The organism is Roseburia zhanii, from assembly GCF_014287635.1.
Lineage (GTDB): Bacteria > Bacillota > Clostridia > Lachnospirales > Lachnospiraceae > Roseburia_B > Roseburia_B zhanii.
Genome location: NZ_JACOPH010000001.1, coordinates 232,663 through 254,421, shown reverse-complemented (window position 1 = coordinate 254,421; position 21,759 = coordinate 232,663). Strand labels below are relative to the sequence as shown.

14 protein-coding genes are annotated in these 21,759 nt (G+C 41.7%); all 14 read right to left on the bottom strand.

Going from position 1 to position 21,759, the window contains the following annotated elements; translation table 11 throughout:
• Positions 1 to 12: 12 nt before the first annotated feature.
• Positions 13 to 4,281 carry an N-acetylmuramoyl-L-alanine amidase gene (locus H8S17_RS01235; protein WP_186865888.1) on the bottom strand — a complete coding sequence of 1,423 codons (4,269 nt, stop codon included), beginning with the start codon at positions 4,279 to 4,281 and terminating at the stop codon, positions 13 to 15.
• Between the two features lie 27 nt (positions 4,282 to 4,308).
• Positions 4,309 to 5,241, bottom strand: a complete 933-nt coding sequence (arcC, locus tag H8S17_RS01230; RefSeq protein ID WP_186865887.1) for a carbamate kinase — start codon at positions 5,239 to 5,241, stop codon at positions 4,309 to 4,311.
• A 136-nt stretch (positions 5,242 to 5,377) separates the two neighbouring features.
• On the bottom strand, positions 5,378 to 7,555 hold the full coding sequence (locus H8S17_RS01225) for a lectin like domain-containing protein (protein ID WP_186865886.1): 2,178 nt from the start codon (positions 7,553 to 7,555) through the stop codon (positions 5,378 to 5,380).
• A gap of 246 nt (positions 7,556 to 7,801) precedes the next feature.
• On the bottom strand, positions 7,802 to 9,184 hold the full coding sequence (locus tag H8S17_RS01220; protein ID WP_178051633.1) for a S1C family serine protease: 1,383 nt from the start codon (positions 9,182 to 9,184) through the stop codon (positions 7,802 to 7,804).
• Positions 9,185 to 9,337: 153 nt separating this feature from the next.
• On the bottom strand, positions 9,338 to 10,492 hold the full coding sequence (locus H8S17_RS01215) for an LCP family protein (protein ID WP_186865885.1): 1,155 nt from the start codon (positions 10,490 to 10,492) through the stop codon (positions 9,338 to 9,340).
• Positions 10,493 to 10,654: 162 nt separating this feature from the next.
• Positions 10,655 to 11,383: a glycosyltransferase family 2 protein gene (locus H8S17_RS01210; protein WP_186865884.1), complete on the bottom strand. Its 729-nt coding sequence runs from the start codon at positions 11,381 to 11,383 to the stop codon at positions 10,655 to 10,657.
• 4 nt (positions 11,384 to 11,387) lie between these two features.
• On the bottom strand, positions 11,388 to 12,563 hold the full coding sequence (cps2T, locus tag H8S17_RS01205; protein ID WP_186865883.1) for a beta 1-4 rhamnosyltransferase Cps2T: 1,176 nt from the start codon (positions 12,561 to 12,563) through the stop codon (positions 11,388 to 11,390).
• Between the two features lie 8 nt (positions 12,564 to 12,571).
• Entirely contained in the window at positions 12,572 to 14,284 is a 1,713-nt protein-coding gene (locus H8S17_RS01200; RefSeq protein ID WP_186865882.1) for a glycosyltransferase family 2 protein, read from the bottom strand.
• 5 nt (positions 14,285 to 14,289) lie between these two features.
• Positions 14,290 to 15,699: a sugar transferase gene (locus H8S17_RS01195; protein WP_178051638.1), complete on the bottom strand. Its 1,410-nt coding sequence runs from the start codon at positions 15,697 to 15,699 to the stop codon at positions 14,290 to 14,292.
• 11 nt (positions 15,700 to 15,710) lie between these two features.
• Entirely contained in the window at positions 15,711 to 15,908 is a 198-nt protein-coding gene (locus H8S17_RS01190) for a DNA-directed RNA polymerase subunit M (RefSeq protein ID WP_178051639.1), read from the bottom strand.
• A gap of 7 nt (positions 15,909 to 15,915) precedes the next feature.
• Positions 15,916 to 16,857: a glycosyltransferase family 2 protein gene (locus tag H8S17_RS01185; protein WP_178051640.1), complete on the bottom strand. Its 942-nt coding sequence runs from the start codon at positions 16,855 to 16,857 to the stop codon at positions 15,916 to 15,918.
• Between the two features lies 1 nt (position 16,858).
• Positions 16,859 to 18,088, bottom strand: a complete 1,230-nt coding sequence (locus H8S17_RS01180; RefSeq protein ID WP_186865881.1) for a lipopolysaccharide biosynthesis protein — start codon at positions 18,086 to 18,088, stop codon at positions 16,859 to 16,861.
• A 12-nt stretch (positions 18,089 to 18,100) separates the two neighbouring features.
• The gene (locus H8S17_RS01175) at positions 18,101 to 19,825 is read right to left on the bottom strand and encodes a glycosyltransferase family 2 protein (protein WP_186865880.1); all 1,725 of its coding nucleotides are present in this window, start codon (positions 19,823 to 19,825) and stop codon (positions 18,101 to 18,103) included.
• Positions 19,826 to 19,833: 8 nt separating this feature from the next.
• Entirely contained in the window at positions 19,834 to 21,708 is a 1,875-nt protein-coding gene (locus H8S17_RS01170; protein ID WP_186865879.1) for a glycosyltransferase family 2 protein, read from the bottom strand.
• Positions 21,709 to 21,759: the final 51 nt, after the last annotated feature.

Sequence of the window (21,759 nt, the reverse complement as noted above, 5' to 3'; positions counted from 1 at the left end):
TTATATGCCTTGTCAGCTTGCAAGCATTTTTTTAATATACACCATCAATTTTGTATCATAAGATGTATCGGTCGCCCAGTTTCCTTTTCCTAGCTGCTGTACATATTCTGCACTTCCTCTGCTGATATAACGGAATCTGTCATCGATACAGTTATTCACCAATGGATTAGTCGATGCATATGCTTTTAAATGCTGCACCTGTGCACGGACTCCTGTCCGCACATCTGCAAAAGCTGCACCTCCACTACCACCATCAAGGGCACCTAACCCCCCAAAATTACATTGGGATACCTTGACCTGTCCGCCAAACTGCAGGTATGCCGTTTCATGGCAGATCTGGGCAAATAATACTTCCGGCTTTACCCCTTCTGCACTGGCTTCTTCATAAACGATCCTGCAGAAATCATCTAATGTGGCTGCTCCTTTTGTCTTGTATACAGATGATGGATATTTTTTCCCTGACGCTAAATACATTTTGCTCATCTGCTCTGGTGTCACTCCTGCACTTCCCATGATACGGTAATCTGACGGATTTGTCGATACTGTATCTGAAAATATTCCATATAAAGTCGATGCTTTTCCATTGAGAATCTGCGTTGTATATGGACGTACCCGATAATAATAAGTAGTTCCTGCCGTTACCCCTGTATCAATACAACACGTATCTGTCGTAACTGCTACCTTTGTCTGTGTCTTTACATCTGTACTACTTGTCTTATAGATTTCATAGCCAGTGACCGGCACTACACTCTGTGTCCATGTGATCTGTATATTCTGGTTCCCTGCTCCCCATTGTACACCATTTATGACTAATTTAGCAACAGCGCAGCCAGAGGCTGCGCTGCTATATACGCTGCTGTTATTATAATTGTCGATCGCTTTTACTTTGTAGTAATAAGTAACTCCTTTTGTTACAGTCTTATCAGAATATGTTGTCACCGATGCCGATGCAACTGCACCGATCTCGGTATAAGTACCATTTAGTTCTGTACTCCGGCAGATCACATATCCTGATGCTCCTGATACTGCCGACCATGAGATATCAAGCTGATTCTCTGCTATGGAAGTTACGGTAACATTCTGCGGTGCCGCTAAAAGCGTTCCTGATACCGCTGCTGAATAGCTTCCATAAATCGTTTTTCCACCATACTGGTTGATCAGCATGATCTTATAGTAATATGTCATTCCTGACTGTACACCGGTATCTGTATAACTGGTCGTATTATAATCTGAGATCGTTGTGAGCAGATCATATGCACCATTCTGCTGTGTACTGCGGTAAATACGGTAGCCATCGATATCTTTTACCTTAGTCCAGGTAACATCTAAACTACCTTGCTCATTTGCCACCACAGAAAGGATATTCGTAGTTCTTACCGGATATCCGCTTACCGCCTTACTCATACCGCTTGTTCCAGAAGCCTTATATCCTTTCATAGAAGCTTCGACGCGGTAATAATACTTCCTGGTCATTTTCAGCTTCTTATCCGTATAACTGGTTTTCCCACTGCTAACGGTTTTGATCTTTTTGTAGGTTCCTTTTGCGGAATCTGCACGGTATACCGTATAACTTTCCGCTCCACTGACCGGATTCCATGATACCCGTATTCTTGTTCCCGTGCTTCCTGCTACTGTGATCTTAGGTTTTGCTCCTGTCCATGCATTACGGATCGTTGAATACGAACCGTAACCGACTTTACCATTGACTTTATTTCTCGTCCTTACTTTATAATAGTATCTTGTTCCTGCCTTTAATCCGCGGACCTTATAAGTCGTTGTATTTGCTGATTTGATCGTTGCTATTTTCTTGTACTTACCATTTTTTGCTGTACTCTGGTAAATAACATAGCCATCAACGCCATTTTTTTTCTTCCAGCTGACCGTCTGCTTTGTAGATGATGTGCTGACGATCTTTGTGATCTTTGTTTTCGGAATGGTCTTACCGGAAACTGCTCCGCTGTAACCACTGTATCCCTTTACATCATTATTATGATTATATGATTGTACAATATAATAGTAAGTTGTATTTTCTTTTACGGTATCATCGTCATAATAATTTTCTTCACCGTCAGTAACGGTTCCGACTTTTTTATACTTTCCTGCTGCAGAAGTTGCACGTTTGATCACATATCCAGACATATTTGCATCTGCTTTCCATGAGATCCGAAGTGTATTACTGTCTGCTGACTTTACAGAAAGTGAAGATGGGACGGTTGCTGTCCTGCCAGCTGCGATCTCACTGTAATCACTATAGATCGTTGTATTATCTACCTGTCCGACTGAACGGATCTTGTAGTAATATAATTTGCCTGCAGTTACTTTTGTATCAGTATAATTTACCCTGTTGATCCCTGCAATATTTGCGATCAGATTAAAAGTGCCATCTGCTGTTGTTGCACGGTAAATCTCATAATTCGCTGCATTATTAACAGTATCCCAGCTGATCACCAGTTCCTTACTGCTGTTTGATCTTATAGCAGAGATCTCCGGCCGCTGCATTGTTGTTCCTGATACGATCGGGCTGTATTTGCCATATTTTATACCTGAAGATTTTTTTGTATAGGTACGGATCTTATAATAATACGTTGTTCCCGGTTTCAACCCGGTATCTTTCCATGTCGTTGTTGCAGCCGGTGTAACCTCTGCAACTTTAGAAAATCCATCGCCGCTTGATGTACTCCGGTAAATACAGTAACCGGTAACTCCGGTCTGTGCAGTCCATGTTAATGTCATTGTCGTACTGCTTAATGACTGTACGCTGTTAAAACCAAGTCCTTTGCTCAGTCCATAATATTCTGCGATTCCGGTTGCATCTGCAATACCTAATTTTTTCAACTGCTCCTCTGTGCTTAAATATTTCTGTGCATCACTGCTGTTCGATACAAAAGCATGTTCTACGATAAGTCCCGGAATTCCATTTTCCTTACAGCGCTTGATCACTCCATAATAATCTGCAAGTGATCCATCCGGATATTTCGTTCCATTTTCTGAATTACGGATATGGATACCGCCGCTTGCAAGTCCAAGATCTGTAAGCTTAGATAAGATCACATTTGCCAATGCACTTCCTGTTGCTCCGCAGTTTGCATTATAGTTTGAGTTCGGATAGTACACGTTTGCGCCTGATGGTACGGAACTTGTATTGGAATTATTATGCAGACTGATAAATACATCTGCTTTTTTATCTGCCGCTACCTGTGCACGGTCTGCAAGGCTTAAATAGGTATCACCGGTTCTTGTCATGTATACGGTCACACCTGCATATTCTTCTAATTCTGCCTTACAATACTGTGCGATCTTTAAGTTGACAGTCTTTTCCACGATTCCATTTGCCTGTGCACCCGGATCACTTCCACCATGTCCCGGATCTAACACAACAACAAGGCTGTTCATTCCGGTTGCATCGATAGATTCTCCTTTTGCACCGCTTCTTGTGGTTGCAGCTGTTCCTGCATTTTCTTCACAGCCTGCATTTGCCATTGCTTCTTCTAAAGTTGTTTCGGAAGATGAGTTTCCTTCACTATCTAAAGTCACGATATTCATCTCTGTTTCTGCCGCTAATGCCGCAACTTCTTCATCTGTCAAAAGGACATCATCCGGTTCGCTTTCCACGCTCTGGTTTACACCAAATGCTGCGTCGATCCCCATATCACGAAAAGCTGCTGTATAACTGCTGCCTTCGCACGTATATGTAATGTTATTTAACTGATAAACTCCTGCTTCGGTATCCTCTGCATAATCCATGGTAAACAGGACAAAATCACCGGAGATTTCTGCTGCCTTCACGGTAGAAGTTTCTTTTGTTTTCCGGTTATATACAGATAATTCTGCTGCATCTATTGTCTGTGTGCCATCACCGATCCCTAACATGATCCGCTGTGTGCCCGGTGTCTGGACCATCGGAGATTCGACAACCAGATAATTGACTTTTGCTGTGGATTCCTCTGTAACGGCTGCTTTCGTGTTTGTGCTCTGATCTTCATCAACTGCTCCGGCAGCTTCGCTCTGCTCTGCGTCGGCTGTTTCGGTAACTTCACTCTGATCTGCATCAGCCACTTCAGTATCTTCGTTCTGCTCTGTATCAGCTTTTTCGGTATCTTCGTTCTGCTCTGTATCAGCTTTTTCGGTATCTTCGTTCTGCTCTGTATCAACTGTTTCGGTACTTTCTGTCTGCTCTGTTATCTCTGTAGTCAGTGATGCTGCGAATACATCACTGTACCCTGTGGTAAGCAATACCATCCATGTCAGTACAAATGCTGCCCATCTTTTGATCTGTTTCATCTTTTCAACCCTTCCATCTGTTTATCATTATTTACGGATTACAGTTCCTGTTGTGCCTTCCATGGCTTCTTTGGACTTATCGAGTCTTGTGATCAGTGCTGTTTTGACTGCGGAATCTCCGATAAAGTCAACTGCCGCCTGTATCTTAGGAAGGATCGTACCTTCTTCAAACTGTCCCTCCTCCATATATGTACGTGCCTGTGCAACAGTTAATGCATCTAATGGCTTTTCTTCGGCTGTATTATAATTCAGACATACCTTATCTTCACCTGTTAAGATCACGAGCATATCAGCATCTAACATCTCTGCTAATTTTCCTGCAGCAAGGTCTTTTTCAATGACTGCACTTGCACCTTTTAATTTATTTGCCTGGGTCAGTACCGGTATTCCGCCACCGCCACATGCGATCACGATCTGGTCTGCATCGCTCAATGCACGGATTGCATCGATCTCTACGATATCTACCGGTTTTGGTGCTGCAACGATCCTGCGCCAGCCATGTTCTGTTTCCACAACATGATTACCTTTCTTCTCCTCCACCTCTGCTTCTTCCTTTGTCATCACTCGTCCGATAACTTTGCTTGGGTGATAAAAGGCTTCATCATACGGATCGACACATACCTGTGTCAGGATCGTGGATACTGTCTTATAAATGCCTCTGTTTAACAGTTCTGTACGGATCTCATTCTGAAGATCGTAACCGATATATCCCTGACTCATTGCAGAACATACAGACATTGGTGTTGCTGTATATTCCGGATATAATCTGCAAAACTCTGACATTGCTGTGTGGATCATCCCCACCTGCGGTCCATTGCTGTGGGTAATGACAACCTGATAATCTTCCTCGATCAGATCCGCAACTGCCTTTGCTGTCTTCCGAACGGCTACTTTCTGATCCGGTAACGTTGTTCCTAATGCTTCATGTCCTAATGCGATAACAATTTTCTTCTTTCTCATCTATTTTCCTCCTCATTGCGGCGTTCTTATTTATATCAATTCTATTTGTCTGACTCACTGTCACTGAATATGTAAATTGTACCACAATCTATTTTGTTCTACAATACTGCCGGCGGTTCATATTCTTGTAAATTTCTTAAGGTTTTTTTAAGCTGTTTCTTCTCAATAATATCACACCCAACGTAAAAAAAACGCCGCACAAAATCCGCTCTGCTACATACCCATCTGCGGTTTTGGCACTTTTGACCAAAACTGTCTGCAAAGCAGCCTTATCCTGCGTATCTGACACATTGTCTGCTGCCTGTCCTGTCTTATTTGTCTGCTGTACCGGCTTATTTGTCTGCTGCGTGGGCTTTTTCTTCTCCGGTTCTGCCACAAGTGCTGTACTCTCATGTATGATTCCGGTGCGGTCTGCTGTACTATCTACTGCCGGATGTTCTATCGTACCGTTTCCTGCTGTCACAAATACATGACAGCTTACTGTCAGTCCGCTTCCATCTGTTGTCTTTCCCTTTATGTCTGCCATGCCTTCCCGCAATGCCGTCAGCACTCCGTCGGCACTCACTGTAACGACCGATGTATCTGAAGATTCCCATGCCAATGTTCTGTTTTCGGCTGTCTGCGGTAATAGTTCTGTCTGCATGGTATAGGTACTTCCGGCAGACAGTTCTAATATGTGCTCCCCTGCTGCATCCTGCTTCATCCCCTCTGTCAAAAGGCGCAGGCTTTCCACTAAGATTCTTGGATTTTCATCTGTAAATGCCTTGATCCTTGCTGTCATACCGTCCTCTGCAAGATCATCCCAGCCATCCTCTGACTGTCTGAAGCTCTCCCCGGCCTCCACGGTATTCACAAAAGAGATCCAGTTCCCATTCTGATAAGTCTTGTCCACAAAAAAATTGATCTGGTCTTTACTCTCTTTTTCTAAAGTGATCACAACAGAAAAGGTTTCACCTTCTTTTAACAGTACACCTTGATCTAATGGAACCGTATAGTATCCGGTGTAACTGGTTGCTCCCGCGACCGGTTCTTTAAACTGTGGTGTTCCCGATGTCGGATCTTTTTCATCTGTCAGATTCTTATAAATCTGGATCTGATATGTGGCTGCCGTATCAAAAAGTGCAAAAGAAACTGCACGTAACGTTTCTGTATGTCCGTTTCCGCTGTTCTGCGTGGAAAATACATTTGCGATCGCCTTTCCACTGTCGACTCTCGTCAGTGAACTGTTTGGATTCGTTGCATTATATGCCCCTGCCGAACCATCATACTGGTAGTTGTGATCATAATTATCTGCCGCTTCAAAATCAAATACATAGGCTCTTGCCCGGTTGCTGCTCGTATTTAACGGATTGACAACGCTGTCCTCATAGGAAAGATAAAAATATCCGCCATCTCCCCAGTCCTCTCCGTAACTGTTCTTTACGATCCATGCACCATCTTCTGCGGGCTGGTAAGCCGTATTAAAATTTTCCTTTGACCATGTATCATCCCAGCCTACGATCGTTACGGAATGGTTATTCGCCTGACTGCTGTTCAATGGGAAATAATAGGAATTATTTGTGCTGTTATAATAACGGTAATTCCAGTAAAAATTAACCGCAGCCGCCCCATATTTTTTTATCATCTGTTTTACCACACGGACAGCATCTGTATCCTTAAAATTGATCCAGTACGCATTCTGTAAATGTGCCACATCCTGATAGGCAAGGTCTTCTGCATAGGTATTGCTGCCGTCTGCATCTTCAAATGGTGCCACTTTTTCATCTGCCGCCCCTACCCAGCCTGCAAGTGCAAAGGTAGAAAAGATCGTATTAGACCCCACAGACAGATAGTCTGCCAAAGACAGGTTATAATTGCCGTCCCCTTTCGTATTTCCCAGTGGGTCAGCCACCGGATGATAAAAAAAGTATGATAAATGTGCCTCGGAAAGATCTAATACCGATGCATCTGCAAGTCCCTTGCTGACTAAGGACTGCTCACCTGCCGCAAGTGTTGAAAATGCCCAGCAGGTATTATACTGCTGTGTCCGTACCGGTGTCACCAGATGGCTGCTTCTGGGATCATAAACAGCTTCCAGATCATCTTCCTGATAATTTTCCAGTGCAGTATCTTTGTTTAATAAACGATATAATTCTTTTGTCTGTTTTTCTTCATCTGCCCCATCACTGACTAAGGCTTCTATTTCTTCCCGTATCTCCGGCACTTCATATCTATCACTATATTCTGTCAGACTCTCGGGCATTTCTTCTGCCATTACCGGTTTTACAGATGCGGTAAGAAGAAGGCATACTGCTATTCCAAGATACTTTTTCATAATTCACCGCTTTCTGTTTCTGTCTTATTTACCCTCATATCTTCCTGATTCCTGTATCATTATACTTATTGATCCTCACTTCATTATATACAATGTGTCTTAAAATTGAAATAGAAGATTTTTCGTTGCTGGTCACACTGTTAGGTGTGAACAGTAACGATTTTTCCAATAAAATACGGAGCCATACGGCTCCGCATCTTCTCTTGCTATTCACGCCTGCTTTCCCAGACAGTAATGGATCTCTATTTATTTTTTACTTCCAAGTACGATCTCTAAATCCATCTCCACATATTCACCATTCTGTGCACGTTCGATCGTCACATTGACGGTATCTCCTGCGGAGAGATACTTCATCAGTTCCTGCATTTCCTCCATGGAAGTGATATTCCTGCCATCAAATTTGGTAATGATATCGCCCTGCTGCAATCCGGCATTTGCTGCGCCACTGCCTTCAATGACCTGTGCAACATAGACCCCCTGCGGCATCTGGTAAGTACCGGAAACAGTATCCGTTACATCGACCCCGGAAATTCCAAGGTATGCACTCTTTGAACCACTGACAACTTCTCTTGTGATCAGCTGCTTAATGATCGGAAGTGCACTTGCAGAAGGAATTGCATAACCCATACCTTCCACACTGGTTTCTGAATATTTCACAGAATTGATGCCAATGACTTCACCTTTGAGATTTAATAATGCACCACCGCTGTTACCCGGATTGATAGCCGCATCTGTCTGTAACAATTCATTTGTAACCGTACTTCCATCAGATTCATTCTGTACAGATACTTCTCTGCTTAATGCACTGATAACACCGGTTGTAACAGATTGTCCGTAACCTAAGGCATTACCGATTGCAATCGCCGTTTCTCCAACTTTAAGTGCAGATGAATCTCCAAACGTCGCTGTACGGATCTTGTCCTTTGTTTCATCTTCAATATCTTCTAATGCAACTGCTACGACTGCAAGGTCGCTGCTCTCATCAGTTCCTTTTACCTCTGCACTCACGGTACTGTCATCACAGAACAGAACTGTTAATGTTTCTGCGCCGGATACTACATGATTGTTTGTTGCAATATATAAATATTCATCATCCTGACTGACGATGATCCCTGAACCGCAGCCTTCACTTTCATATTCCTGTGTCCTGCCGAAAAATCCTCTGACCTGTGTTCTTGCAATCGTTGTAATTGATACGATAGACGGCATGGTCTGTGATACAATACCGGACACATCGGTAACTGCTCCGTCTGCGGCAGTCTGTTTACTGTTTTCCGGTGTAGCTGAAACATTGTCAACTGTTTCACTGCTGCCTGCAATATTTAAGTCCCCACCGGAGAGACTCTCGTCCTCCTGTGTGGTTTCTTCTGTTGCTGTGACTGTATGGAAAAATGATGTCGTTCCTGCAAATGCTGTTCCTGCCACAAGTCCAAATACAAGCGCCAATGCAACACACTTCATCAGCTTTCTGCCAAAACCGCTCTTTTCTTTCTTTGGTTTCGGTGGTTCCTCATACGGTCTGTAATAACTCTGCCCACCATATGTATTCGTATTGTCATTATCGGTCTGTCCATAAGAATAATAATCGGTCTGACTTTGGTATCCATCCTGATTTTCAAATCCTTCCATGTCCAAAACTTCCTTTCATCCTTTGATCTCTTTTCTAATTACTCTGTCAGTTTATCCTTAATTTGTGATTCTTTTGTGAAAATAGCATATAAAAAAGGTGAAAGATGCATGATCACATCCTTCACCCTCTTAAAATCTTATTATAATGGCACTTTATTCGGCTGCATTATCATCCGGCAGCATATTCTGTGTATCTGTTGTACTGGTATTGTCATCACCTGTCAATGGGTTATCTGTTCTTGATGTTGCGCTTGTCGTACATCCGGTATAATTGATGATATAATCACTGATACCTGTAACTGTATTAGAGATATCATTCTTCTCACCAAAGAGATACTCATGCAGTTCTTTTACGTTTGTTTCAAGGTCAGTAGCAACAACTAAACTTCCCTTAGAGCCATAACTTCCTGTACATAATTCAAATGGCCAGCCATGCGTATCTGCCAGTTTATAATCCATGACACTGCTTACTAATGCTAATAATTCCTTACCTGTAAAGCTTGTGGAAATATCTCCTAACATACTGTCGATCAGGCTGCTGACAGTGGAAATGCTGGATCCCTGTGCTTTTTCGATCATCTTTGTAAGTACAGTACGCTGACGCTCTGTACGTTTGAAATCATCGCCGGCTGTATAACGGATACGGCAGTATGCCAGAGCCTGTACACCATCTACTGTGTAAGTACCGCCACTGCTTAATTTTCCGGACTTATGACCGGTTACCTTATTGATCTCGTCAATATAGTTATCATTCATGATCTGCACTTCCTGGTCGGTAAGTGTCAGTTCAATACCATCTAAAAGATCGATTGCTTCGACAACTGCACCAAAGTCCACAGCTACGTAATTAACAATATCTAAGTTGAGGTTTTTATTTAATGCAGCGATCGCATTTTTAGGTCCTCCATATGCATATGCGGAATTGATCTTTGCATAGGTATCATCCTTTACATTCAGGAATGTATCACGATATACAGATATCAATTTTACCTGCTTTGTATCATTATCAATACTTGCGATCATGATTGTATCACTGTTACCGCCGTCATAGTTGCCTGTCTGACGGTTATCAAGACCAAACAGCGCAATATTGGTAAATCCTTCTAATGCCTCTGCTGTCTGTGAATCCAATTCAATATTGACCTCATCTTTGTCAATATTGCCTGTGCCGCTTTCGACTTTATTCAACTTCGAATAAACCAGCAGACCTATCAATAATGCGACAAGAACAATGATCTCCACTGCAAATAAGATAACTTTGTTCTTTTTCTTTTTTCTTCTTCTCGTATTTCTCGTATTTGTACTCATCTTAACTCCATTCTTTCAGGCATTCCCTTCTCCTGAAATATTGTATTTCGTGTTACTCATTTCTAAAAAACAATTAAAATCAATATATAACTTTTTTCCGGTTCTGTCAATCATTCCCAACATATCATCTGTTTCTGACATAGACATATTGCACAAAAATTATTAATTTTTCCATAATTTTTGACGTTTTCTGATTGATTTCAATAACCTGATACGCTTTTTTAGCATTTCTATCACTGTTCCATGGGAAAAATCAGATACATTTGCATCATGCCTGCGGTACAACAGCAGCTTATCCGGTATAAAAATACTATTTCCATGCAAAAGATCGTTTATCATTCCGATCCACTGGTCATGCATCTCAATCTCATCGGGAATCGGAAGCACATATGGCAGCAGACTGCTCTTAAATGCCATACAGCATCCCATATAACGGTTTTTCAGCAAATTGTTCAAAAATCCTGCCTTTGAACCACGATATGCAAAAAAAGATTCCATCTGCACATGCATAAGCGCAGCATCCATCACTTTCGCATCGTGAGTCACCAGTCTGCAGTCTTCCCTGCTTAAATACTGCATGACTTTTTCTACTTTATCATCCGTCCAGACATCATCCTGATCTGCCAAAAAAATATACTCTCCGCGACATTCTTTTAATGCCGCATTGATATTCTGCTTAATGCCAAGTCCGGGACCTTTGATCACTTTGACCGGGATCTCTTTTCCTTCATATTCTTTTAAGATCTCTAATGTATGGTCACTAGAACCGTCATCTGATATGATGATCTCATCTTCTTTCGACAGATTCTTCCATATAGAATCCATCTGCTCCCTGATATAACGCTCCCCATTATAGGTTGCTACCGCTGCTGATATCCTTATTCTATCCATTTTTTCATCCTTTATGGCTGGTCTGCCTGCCAAGAAACGTCTTTTCATACGTTTCTGCGATCTGCTCTTTGCTGTATGCCGTTAAGATCCTGTTCTTTGCCTTTCTGCTATATGCATTTCTTTCTTCTTTATCAAATGCTGCTGTTTTCTCGATCAATGCTGCTAAATTTCCGGTTTCTTTTGTCCAGTATAATGCCGCATCTTCTCCTACTTCCCGATTAAAACCGACATCTAACAACAGGTTGACTTCTGTGCTCGCTAATGCTTCTAACAAAGACGGGTTTGTACCTCCGACTTCATGTCCATGCAGATACCCACAGGCATTCTCCCTGATCTTCTTTAACAGTTCTTCTTCATAAACGGTCTGACAGAATACGATCCGTTTATCTGATATAAATCCGGTCGTTTCTTTTAACTTCTGATAAAATGGATTTTCCTCCACATTACTGATGATCGCAAGTTTCTTATCAGTATCTGCCTGCATAAATTCACGGATCATCGTTTCGTAATTATTTTCCGGCACAAATCTTCCGACGATCAGATAATATTCCTGTGGCTTTAAATTCCATTTTGCATACCATTTTAAAAGAGCTTCATCCTGATCTGAAAGAGTGCTCTTTTTTACATCTGCCCCATAGGCGATAAATGTCGTCTCTGGTGTATATTTCTGATAAGTATCTTTGATATACTGCTCCATATTTTTAGAATCACAGATCAGAAGATCGGCATGTTTCACCATCAGCTTTTCGGAAAATTTCCAGTATGTGCGGATCGCTTTGTTCCATTTTGCACGCATCCATTCGTGTCCGTCAGGATTGACAAACAATCTTCCGCCTCTTTTTTTCAGCAGATGCTTTAAAAATCCGGTAAACGGTCCGATCCGGCAGGCTAATACATAGACGATCGGATCATTTGAAGGATGCTTTCTCAGATAGTTCAGGCAGTAAAAAAAAGCAGAAAGATCATACCAGACTGCCTTTGCCGGCCCGATCTTAGGTACTTTCAACTGAAAACAGTGGCAGTCCTGATACTCATATTCCCTGTTTTCTTCTCCCATACATGCCACATGATAAGAGATTTCATTGCTCTTTTTATATCTGGTAAGCTGTTCCACAAAGGTTTCAAAACCGCCATATCCTGCCGGTATCCCTTTGCTTCCTATAATAAATATATCCTTCATCTTTTCCTCTATTCTTTCATTGCATAGGTGTTTCCCTGCTGCAGGCTCAGATTGCAGTTATATGCAAAATCGTCCTGTAAAAGCTGTTTTTTATACTGTTCTGCAAACTGCTCTCTTTCCATCCGCATCTTCATGCCATCTTTTGTATCTTCTCTTATTACTATGCCACTTTCTGTGCTGCCATCAGATTCTTCCGTTGCCACAATGTCCGGTACAACAAGTACCTGATAGGAAAGCTCTCTTAAACGGAAACAAAGATCTGCATCCCGATAGATCCCATGATAGTTTTTGCTAAAACCACCGGCTCGTAAAAAAGCATCTCTTTTGATCATCGCACAGGCTAATGGCAGTACACTGACACTTTTCGGGATCACTGCATGCAGGAAATATCCCTTATATTCAGCTCTCAGGCCACCGCACAGCGGAATCATACCTGCTTTTTTATCATAGGTCATTCCACATGAGGAAACTTTTCCCTTTTTCGTTAAGATCTTTGCTCCAGCGATAGCGGTGTGTTCATGCCCACAGTAACCTAACAAGGTTTCGATCAATCCCTGCGGCTTTACTTTGATGCCTTTTTTCACATATAAAATATAGTCACCTTCACAGGATCTTTCTACATCTCCATCAAATGTATCTGCATACAGATACCGGATCTGTAATTGATATTCCCTGTGTGCTGTCTGTTTCTCATAATATTCCCGTATACGGGATAATTCCCTCTTACTCTCCGATACCACAGTGACCTGATATGTTCCCTGCAAGCGGTACTGTATATGGTAAACACCAAGATTTGCTGTGACTGCTGCACTTCCGGCTTCATTTGCACGCTTCAAATGTGCCTCGATCGCACGGCACCCATTATCAAATGCATATGCTTTATCTGCACTGTTTCCTGCGGTCGATCCTTCATGTATCCTCCAGTGATAGAGGATCTTTGGGATGTGTTTTACAAGGGCTCCTGCATCGACACAGCGGAGTACAAAATCATAATCCTGTGCACCATCATATTCTTTGTTTAGCCCGCCTGCCTTCTGCAGAAGTTCTGTAGAAAACATCAGAAAATGACAGAAATAATTATTATGCCGTAAAAATTCCAAATTAAAATCCGGTTTAAAATGCGGTCTGCTGTACACACTGCCATCTCCGTTGATCTTATCCTCATCGGAATAGATCATCGCCATCTTTCGTTCCTCTGGCAGATATCTTTCATTTAAACACTTTACCATTTCGTATAAAGCATTTTCACTTAAAAGATCATCATGATCCATCAGTGCGATATATGCCCCCGATGCCATTTGAAAACCTTCATTCGTATTTTCCGATATACCGCCATTGCAAAGCAGTTTCTGATAACGGATACGCTTATCTGTTTTTGCATATTCTTCTGCGATCTGTGCGACCTGTCTGCTCTTACTTCCATCTGCAAGGCACAATTCCCAGTTCGTATAGGTCTGCGCCTGAACTGTTCCTATCAGTTTCCTTAAGTAGACCTCCGGTGTTTCATAAGCCGGTACAACAATACTGATCAATGGTGCATAAGAAAAACTGGTCTTTTTCTGCTCTTCTAATTCTTCCTTCGATGGCAGGAACTGCACATACCGGTCAGTATATGCTAACATCGGTGAATGCATTCTTTCTAATGTTTTGAAAACAAGTCCCCGAAAGCCATAACGCTTTAGAAGACTTGTTACATACTCATACTGATATCTGATATTCATCTGTTCTATTCTGAACCTTTCCCGGTGATCACGACCTGCAGCGTCTTAAAGAGGATCTTAAAATCAAGTCCGATACTCCACTGTGAGATATAATGTGTATCTAATGCAACAACTTCTTCAAAATCCTTAATGTCGCTCCTGCCGCTGACCTGCCACATACCCGTAATGCCGGGTTTAATGCCAAGCCTTGCTTTATGGTGGATCTGGTATTTTTCAAATTCTTCGACAGTAGGCGGTCTGGTTCCAACCAGACTCATATCACCTTTTAATACGTTAAAAAACTGTGGCAGCTCATCAATGGAAAACTTACGTATAAATTTACCGATCGGGAAAATTCTGGGATCATCAGCCATCTTAAACATCAGCCCCTGCATTTCGTTTTTGTCCATGAGTGCTGCTTTTTGTTCTTCTGCATTCACATTCATCGAACGGAACTTATATAATTTAAACTTCCTGCCGTTTTTCCCTACACGGATCTGCGAAAAAAATACCGGTCCCGGTGACTGTTTCTTGATCATCGGTGCAAAGATCACAAATGCAATGCCACAGGCGATCAGTCCGATCAGGCTTCCAACAATATCCATGATACGTTTTGCAAGGATCTGCCTTGGGGAAGCGATCTTCATGCTTGAAGTCAGCACCATATAGTTGCCATATTTCTCTACGACTTTATTCGGTGCCAGCGCATTCATGTGTACCAGATTAAAATGCACCGTGATTCCCATTTCTAACAGTTCGTTTGCCAATGCCTGCGAACTCTCTCTGGTATTTCCATTGATAAAGACTTCGTCTACCACATTCGTCCGCAGATATTCATAACAGTCATCTGCATTTGCAACGACCGGTACACCACAGATCTTAATCCCTTTTAAATTCTGGTCGATCACGATCACACCTGCTACGACAAAATCTTTATATTCTAAATGTGCAAATTCTTCTAATACTTCTTTCGCATATTCTTCCGTCGTAAGAAGGATCATCACCGAAAGATTCTTCTCTTTTCTGATCCTGCGCCGTATCAGCTTCTTTAAACAGACACGCTCGCCATAGACCATGACCAATGCGATCGGCAGAAATGCAAAGACAACTTTTCTTGAATAGATCTCTGTCTGCTTGACTGCTACCATGTAGATCAAAACACCGACAAATATGATCATACAATAGGTAATACAGGCATTTGCCTCCTGAAATTTGCCTCTGCGTAAAATTCCGTTATACGGTTCAAAGAAAAATACGACGCAGATATCGATCAGTATCATAACTACTGCTAAACGCTCATATGGCTCATTTGAATATGGCAGATGCCAGCCCAGACGGCACATATATGCCACGATAAAAGCCAGTTGCAGGCAAAGAATATCTGCGATTGTAAAGTCTATGTGCTTTAGCCAGCTCTTCTTTTCCCTTTTATACATAACTTCTTACCTCATTCGCTCTTAGCCTTATGCATATAGAGCCATGTTTTTGCATAGCTTTCCCGCTCTTCTTCTGTCATATGGCCAATTTTTTCATAAGGAAGCTTTGTTACCACCATATGCGGCTCCCCACATTTAAAGCATTCCACATTTCTTCTTCTCGATACCACCCGAATCCAGCCGCACTTCGGGCAAATATAGGCTTTCATAGATTCTTTATTCCCCTGATAATTCATCTCTGTGTATTCTGATCGTCTGGAGTTCCATTTCAAAATCCTGACGGTTTTTCTGTCCCATGGTCTTTAAGATCAGACCTGAAAAAAATGACTGTATCGCTGCTAACATTACAAATCCGCATACAATAAGTGTCGGAAAATGCGGTACAAGTCCGGTTTTTGAGTAAAGTACAATGATCGGTATCATAAACCCGATAGAAAGTAATGCCAATACTGCGGAAAGCACTCCAAAGAAATTCATCGGTTTATAAGTCTGATACATTCTTCCGATTGTTTTTAGTACCCTGAATCCGTCTGAAAATGTATTTAATTTCGATACACTTCCTTCCGGACGGTCACGGTATTCGATCACAACATTTTCCACCTGCATATTTTTATCTGCTGCGTGGATACTCATTTCTGTTTCGATCTCAAATCCTTTCGATAATACCGGGAAAGATTTTACAAACAGATAGCTGAATGCCCGGTAACCGGTCATCATATCTTTAATATCTGTATCAAACAGCATATTGATACTTTTTCTGACTAAGGAATTACCAAAATTATGGAATGCACGCTTATTTTCTGTAAAATAGGTAGAGGAAAGCCTGTCCCCTACAACCATGTCTGCATTCTTTTCAAATACCATATCGATCATTTCCGGTGCTGCTTCTGCCGGATAGGTATCATCCCCATCTGTCATGATGTAACATTCTGCATCAATATCACGGAACATTCTGCGGATAACATTTCCCTTTCCCTGTTTGTACTCATAGCGCACGACTGCACCAGCCTGCCTTGCGATCTCATCGGTTCCGTCTGTAGAATTATTATCATATACATAGATCACGGCTTCCGGTAAAACCCTTTTAAAATCTTCTACTACTTTTTTGATCGTCCTGCTCTCATTATAGCATGGGATCAATACTGCAATCTTATCCATATCAGGTTTCCTTCCATTTTTTCATCTTATGATATACACAGTATATCTCTATTATAATCTGTATGCCCAATGTAATCAACAGTGCATATACAACTCCATCCATCGAATATTTCTTCACACATACCACCGATGCGATCCATGAAGAAATGATCCCTCCGATACCGACTGCCAACTGGCCTTTGATCTCACGCAGTACCGTACAAACCGGAAACATACATGCATTGATACTGATCAGAAGTGTGGATATGATGATCGGCACAAATAAATATGTATAAGGCCTGATCTCCTCTTTAAATACTAAGACTAAGAACCATTCTCCTAACAGGGCAGATACGATAACCGCTAATACAGATAACACTGCAAATACGACCGCAACTTTCTTTAGGATATCTAAAAACCCTTTTTTATCGTTCTCTTTCAAGCGGTCGGCAAGCGGTGTGATCAGCGGAACGAAAATTGTCGATGCTCCGACCTGTACGATCATACTCGGTGTCGCCACAGATGAATAATACCCTAAAACTGTTGCCCCGTAATAACGCTCTAAGAAATATTTCGGCAGGGAAATGGAGAGGTTATTTGTAACGGCTACTACTACTAACGGGATCATGGCGAGCATCAGTTTTTTTACGGCTTCTTTATCTGTTTTAGCATCTGCTGCAATAAACCGTTCTGCCACTCTCCTGTCATAGAAAAATGCGACGAAGATCGTCGTAAGTGTGATACTTCCTACTGCAAATACCAGATTTTTCGTCAGATATAAGATACCGCAGAATCCGGCAAACATCAGGACACCACGGACGATATAGGAATAACAGATATAATCCATACGTCCATTCTTCTGGTCGATCCCATGGTATACATCGATCCATGCTTCGATACATTTATAGACCATATATAATAAGATAACGCTCCACTGATACAGTGTATAAGAATTAAAGAACAGTCCGATAAAGCAGATCAAAAATGCTGCTGCCATTGCTACATAACGTGAATGGATATAAGTTCTGTCCGAATATTCCCCTACCACATCTGACACCTGATACTGTCTGGTATTAAACAGTGCTAAAATTGCAAATGCTGCGGTAAATGTCATGGCAAGCGAATAATTTCCGCTATCTTCAAAACCGGATAACCGGACAACTAAGATCGTTGTCAGCCATTGGCATCCATAATAAAAGATCATGCCAAAGCTGTTATAAAATATATTTGCCAGTGTTGATTTTTTCTTCATATCTTTTCCTTTTTAAATGTCCATCGTATAATCTGCGCGATGCAGTGTCAGATTCGGATTGTAGTATGGATCGCCATTAAGTATCTCTGTTTCCCATTTTGCCTGAAACCGGTCGATCTCACTTTGGAATCTTTCTTTCTTCTCTTTGGTATCTTCTGTTCCTCTTGACTTCGATTCATAATGATACAGTTTTGCATATGGATTGAACAAGATCCCATATCCTGCTTCACGGATCTTTAAGCAGAAATCCACGTCATTTAATGCAACAACAAAAGCTTCATCAAATCCTCCGACCTGTTCATAGACTTCCTTTTGTACCATCAGACATGCTGCTGTCACACCACTCATCTCATGTTCACAGATAGAAAACGGGAAATATTTTTCATCCCGGTCAGTTAAACTCCATAAGGCGTTCGCTGCAAATCCGCCTAGTCCGATCGTGATGCCGCCATGCTGGATCGTATCATCATCATAATAAAGCATTGCACCGCTTGCTCCTGACCCCGGCAAAAGTGCTGAGATCACAAGTTCCCTTAGCGTTCCCGCATCAATAAATTCTGTGTCATTATTTAAGAATAAGAACAGATCTCCCTTTGCCCTCTTTGCTGCAAAATTATTGATTGCCGAATAATTAAATCCATCTTCCCAGACAACCACCCGTATACGGTAGTCTTCTTCAATGAACTTATTATATCCTGCAAATGTTTCCGGTTTTTCGCTGTTATTCTCTGCAATGATGACCTCATAATTCTTGTAGTCACTCTTTTTTAAAGAATCTAAACAGATTTTTAAATCTTCGATATGGTCTTTGTTCGGAATGATAATGCTGACTAACGGTTCTTCTGCTAATTCATATTCCACATGATAAAATCCCGGTACGTCAGATTCTTTTACTTTTCCACTGATATTCTCTGTTTTTAGATAGTGTTCCACACAGGCGGCATTTTCCGGTGTAATACTATGCGTAAACTGATTTTTTTCTTCCTTAGTTACGACATTAGAAAAAAGCACTTTCGGAATATGTGCAATATGTTCCGCATATCGGAATGCCTGTAGTGATAAATCATACCAGCCATTTCCTGTCAGCTTCACATCCGTTTCCTTCTGTACTAACGTACGGAGCAGGCTTCGTTTTACTACAAAGCATCGTCCTAAATATGGAAAACCCAACAGCAGATGCATACTGGCATCCGGCTTAAAAAACGGACGGTAACGCTTGCCTGCTGCATAATTATCTTCATCTGTATAGACAAGATCCACTGACTTTACATTCTTAGGTCTGATCCTGCTGACCGGTTCATTTCCCTGATGGCAGATACGTTCTGATATTTCATAGAGAAATTCCGGCAGTACACGCACATCTTTACCGCAGAATACAAAATATTCTCCTGTATGTCCCTTTAGCAGGTCAAAAATGCTCATTCCTTCTGATACTTTTACAAAGGATACCTGTTTACAGGTCTGTTTTTTCCAACAGGACTGATCGATATCCACGCCTTCTTCCGAAACGACAACAAAAGATAAACGGTCCGATAATACTGTGCCACACTGTTTTTCTAATTCTTCTTTGGATGCGGTATTTCTCCTGCACCATGTCATATATTCCGATTCTTCGCTGATCGGAATCCCAATTTTGCGGAGTGCTTTCTTTGCCGTATAGGACATTCCATAATTTTTCAGATAATATACTGCTTTTTGTAATTTATTCTTGCCTTCTGTATCAAAATCACTTAACATAGCTTCTCCTATTTCTTCTGCCAGTATCTTTCTAAGGAAAGATTCCCGTTATAAAACGGATCACCCGAAAGTATCTGCTCCTTATATTCTTTCATCAGATGTTCACGGTCTGCTGCGGATAATTCTTCATTATATTCTTCCCGTTTTAATCTGCCTAATGCATAGGGATTCAATACGATCCATCTGCCTTTGTTTCTCTGTTTGAAACACACTTCTAAGATCCTGCCAAATGTTGACCTTGTAATGCCTTCCGCAAAAAAAGCGGCAAACTCCTCTTTTCTTCCCATACAGCCGCAACCGGATACAGCGGAAATATTGTGTGCATAATAATTTCTGCCCATATATCCGGGTGCATCATAACGTTCCATCCTGTTGACTTCGATTGCAAGATTGCTCTGCGTATTTCCGATCACGATATCTGAACTTAAGATCAGATCTTTTTCATCTAACACCTGCATCCCCACAAGTCCCACATCTTTTCTTTGGGCAAACATCAAGAGTTCTTCCATAAAAGTCGGCGTGATCGGCATCATTCCGACCGACAGCAGTAACAGATATTCTCCGTCTGCCTTCTGCATCACTTCGGATAATTCACTAAAAGAAGATGCATACAACAGTTCATAGTTATCATAAGTTGTCCTTGCCTCGATCGCTGCTGCTGTACGGGCGATCTGATTTCTCGACTTACCCTTTCCATCGATCACGACTGAGATCTTCGGATGACCGATCTGATATTTCATCCGGTAATGTGTCTTACAGATCTGTGCACTGTGTACTTCCGCCGGATAACCCCTGCGTGCCTCTGCATCCCGGACAGCCCTTCTTCCTGCTGCGATCGCATAGGATTTTGAATCTAAATTCATGGACGTTGACATCTTATGGCACCGCCAGAAATATAAGATTTTTGGCACATGGCAGACTTTTTTTGCTGCATCTGTCAGCCTCATGATGATATCGTGATCCTGACTGCCGTCATATTCTTCCCGGAACAGCCCGACCTGATCTGTCAGTTCTTTCTTAAAGACACTTAAATGGCAGATATAGTTCACGCCTCTTAAATTATCCACCGAAAAATCCGGTTTAAAATGATAGGTCATGATATCTTCGATATCTTCCCCTTCAAAGGTCGCTTCATCAGTATAGACAAACTCTGCATCTTCCTGTTCGATCACTTTTGCACACTCATATAATGCAGATGGGTGCAGGATGTCATCATGGTCAAAAAGTGCAAGATAATTTCCGGTTGCCATACGGATGCAGGCATTTGTATTTTCTGCAATTCCTTCATTTTTTTCTAACTTCTTATATACGATACGGGCATCTTTTTTGACATACTCTGCTACGATCTCTCCCACATTCGTATGCATATCATCCGATGCATCACAAAGGCAGAGTTCAAAGTTCTGATATGTCTGTGCTATGACGGATTCGATCATATCTCTAAGGAATGGTTCCGGTGTATTGAATAACGGTACTAAGACACTGATCTTTATTTCTTTTTCAAAAACACGTTCCCGCTGCTTTTGTTTTTCTTCTTCGGTCGGCATGATCTTCGTCAAATATTGCCTGCCTCTTTTTTTCCTTGCATACCGGCTGTTTTCTATCGCATTTTCTGCTTTTTTATAAAATCCGGTAAAACCTGTCTGATACAGGTATCTTGCGATATGATACCCTTTTCTTGCCGGATAAAGAAGCGTCCAGACCGGTGTGCCTTTTAATTTACGGATACCGGTACGTTCCGGCTCATAGACCGGCTCTACATCATCCGGTCCATCATCATGTGTATATGCCAGAAATTTGATAAAATCTCCTGTATCTGCCGGAATCTGTTTCTTCTCCTGCTCAATCAGTTCCCTTAACCCCTTATCTTCATTTACTACCATGAATTTTCCTCTTTTCAATAACCTGTCTATGATCGTAATGATTCTGTATGG

Bases quoted from the DNA above. Each gene is read 5' to 3' on its own strand.
- cps2T (WP_186865883.1), bottom strand. From the start codon at position 12,563: ATGAAGGATATATTTATTATAGGAAGCAAAGGGATACCGGCAGGATAT.
- H8S17_RS01195 (WP_178051638.1), bottom strand. From the start codon at position 15,699: ATGTATAAAAGGGAAAAGAAGAGCTGGCTAAAGCACATAGACTTTACA.
- H8S17_RS01190 (WP_178051639.1), bottom strand. From the start codon at position 15,908: ATGAAAGCCTATATTTGCCCGAAGTGCGGCTGGATTCGGGTGGTATCG.
- H8S17_RS01220 (WP_178051633.1), bottom strand. From the start codon at position 9,184: ATGGAAGGATTTGAAAATCAGGATGGATACCAAAGTCAGACCGATTAT.
- H8S17_RS01215 (WP_186865885.1), bottom strand. From the start codon at position 10,492: ATGAGTACAAATACGAGAAATACGAGAAGAAGAAAAAAGAAAAAGAAC.
- H8S17_RS01200 (WP_186865882.1), bottom strand. From the start codon at position 14,284: ATGAATATCAGATATCAGTATGAGTATGTAACAAGTCTTCTAAAGCGT.
- H8S17_RS01210 (WP_186865884.1), bottom strand. From the start codon at position 11,383: ATGGATAGAATAAGGATATCAGCAGCGGTAGCAACCTATAATGGGGAG.
- H8S17_RS01170 (WP_186865879.1), bottom strand. From the start codon at position 21,708: ATGGTAGTAAATGAAGATAAGGGGTTAAGGGAACTGATTGAGCAGGAG.
- H8S17_RS01225 (WP_186865886.1), bottom strand. From the start codon at position 7,555: ATGAAAAAGTATCTTGGAATAGCAGTATGCCTTCTTCTTACCGCATCT.
- arcC (WP_186865887.1), bottom strand. From the start codon at position 5,241: ATGAGAAAGAAGAAAATTGTTATCGCATTAGGACATGAAGCATTAGGA.
- H8S17_RS01175 (WP_186865880.1), bottom strand. From the start codon at position 19,825: ATGTTAAGTGATTTTGATACAGAAGGCAAGAATAAATTACAAAAAGCA.
- H8S17_RS01180 (WP_186865881.1), bottom strand. From the start codon at position 18,088: ATGAAGAAAAAATCAACACTGGCAAATATATTTTATAACAGCTTTGGC.
- H8S17_RS01185 (WP_178051640.1), bottom strand. From the start codon at position 16,857: ATGGATAAGATTGCAGTATTGATCCCATGCTATAATGAGAGCAGGACG.
- H8S17_RS01235 (WP_186865888.1), bottom strand. From the start codon at position 4,281: ATGAAACAGATCAAAAGATGGGCAGCATTTGTACTGACATGGATGGTA.